Consider the following 283-nt stretch of genomic DNA (forward strand, 5'->3'; position numbering starts at 1 on the left):
CGCCCTGCCCCGGCACCGAATCGATGCTCATGCTGCCGCCCAGTTGCCGGACTTCTTCGTGCACCACGTCCATGCCCACGCCGCGCCCGGAAATCTGGGTGATTTTCTCGGCCGTGGAAAAACCTGGCTGGAGGATGAACTGCAACACCTCGCGGTCGCTGATCTCGGCGTCCGGCGCCAGCAGGCCGCGCTTGATCGCCTTGCGCCGCACGGCGTCCAGCGGCACGCCGGCGCCGTCATCGCGGATGTCGAACACGATGTCGCCGCCCTCGCGGGACAGGTC

At 68.2% G+C, this 283-nt stretch carries 1 protein-coding gene; it reads right to left on the reverse strand.

What is annotated here, in order from left to right; translation table 11 throughout:
• Positions 1-283 (reverse strand): ATP-binding protein (locus tag FVA95_RS29675; protein WP_149666971.1); only part of this gene is annotated, 283 nt, incomplete at both ends.

The organism is Pseudonocardia sp. EV170527-09, assembly GCF_008369905.1.
In the GTDB taxonomy this organism is placed as follows: domain Bacteria; phylum Actinomycetota; class Actinomycetes; order Mycobacteriales; family Pseudonocardiaceae; genus Pseudonocardia.